Origin of the sequence: Lysinibacillus sp. UBA5990 (assembly GCF_002429815.1) — a bacterium.
Taxonomy (GTDB): domain Bacteria; phylum Bacillota; class Bacilli; order Bacillales_A; family Planococcaceae; genus Lysinibacillus; species Lysinibacillus fusiformis.
The window spans coordinates 140681-140892 of sequence record NZ_DJAY01000016.1 but is presented as its reverse complement, the minus strand read 5'-3'; the positions used below and the strand labels follow the sequence as shown (position 1 = coordinate 140892).

1 pseudogene is annotated in these 212 nt (G+C 32.5%); it reads left to right on the top strand.

Annotated features, from left to right (window positions below):
- Window positions 1-212 (top strand): annotated as a pseudogene (locus B3D94_RS22495) (IS3 family transposase); the annotation flags it as partial.

The following is a 212-nucleotide window of genomic DNA, read 5'->3' as shown; positions in this document are numbered from 1 at the left end:
GAGAATGCGTACTTAAAAAAGTTGAATACTTTAGTTCAAATGCAAGAAAAATTACCAATCAAATCAAAGCGCAAGTAATTTATGAACTAAAGGAAATCTATGAAGTAGTTGAATTAATCAAAGTCGCTGATATTCCACGTAGTACGTATTATTACTGGGAAAAGCGTTTGAATCGTCATGATAAATACGCTGATGTGAAAGTCGCAATTCAG